Source organism: Mycobacterium sp. E2497 (genome assembly GCF_001668695.1).
GTDB lineage: Bacteria > Actinomycetota > Actinomycetes > Mycobacteriales > Mycobacteriaceae > Mycobacterium.
In genome coordinates this window covers 1-751 of the sequence record NZ_LZKD01000020.1, presented here as the reverse complement: position 1 = coordinate 751, position 751 = coordinate 1, and the positions used below count along the sequence as shown (strand labels likewise).

Here is a 751-nt window from a genome sequence, read left to right as displayed (position 1 = left end):
GTTTCATCGTTTCGGCACTCGGGGCTGGAGTGGTCGCGTTGGCGGTTGGGTGTGGCGGTGGTCAGGGGGGCGGCCACGGCACCACGCCGGGGGTGCCCACGGCGACGTCTACAGTGGCGCCCACCCTGGCACTGAATCGCATCGACGAGCTGATCTTGGCGCCGGACGTGGTTAGCGATATCGTCGGGGCGAAACTCAACTGGGCGTCCAAACCTCCGCCCGGCGCGACCTCCCCGCCCGTGGCCGCCTTCGTCGACGAGGGTAACCCGCAGTGCGAGCCGCTGATCGCGCCGGACACGTACTCGGTGGGGGTGGCTTACACCGCGTGGCGGAGCAATCTCTACAAAGAGGACAAGGACACGTACGAGCATGCGGTCCGTCAAGCCGTTGCGACGGTTGTCGATTCCAAAGCAGCGACGGTGTTGCTTGGCAACGCTTTTGCCAAGCGTCTCGATGCGTGCAGCAATGCCGTCATCCACCTGAGCGGCAAATATCGATGGAGATTCCAGAAGACCGACGCGACCGATACGGGAGTGCGGTGGACGGGAACGGAACTGGAGGACGGGCAGATCACCGGCTGGGTCTGCGCCAGCGAGGCGCGGGCAAAGAACAATGTGGTGATCTACGCGCAGGTGTGCCAATGGGGCAACGGCGCTCCGGCCGCAGCGACAATTCTGGACAAGATGTCGGAGAAGATCCCCGGATAGACCCGGGAGAATCGGAATACTTTGTGCAGGATCCGGGAGGAGTA

1 protein-coding gene is annotated in these 751 nt (G+C 63.6%); it reads left to right on the top strand.

Annotated elements, in window-relative coordinates; translation table 11 throughout:
* The coding region (locus tag A5713_RS01685) for a sensor domain-containing protein (protein ID WP_156751702.1) at positions 1–707 on the top strand (707 nt) is incomplete at its 5' end.
* Positions 708–751 lie beyond the last annotated feature (44 nt).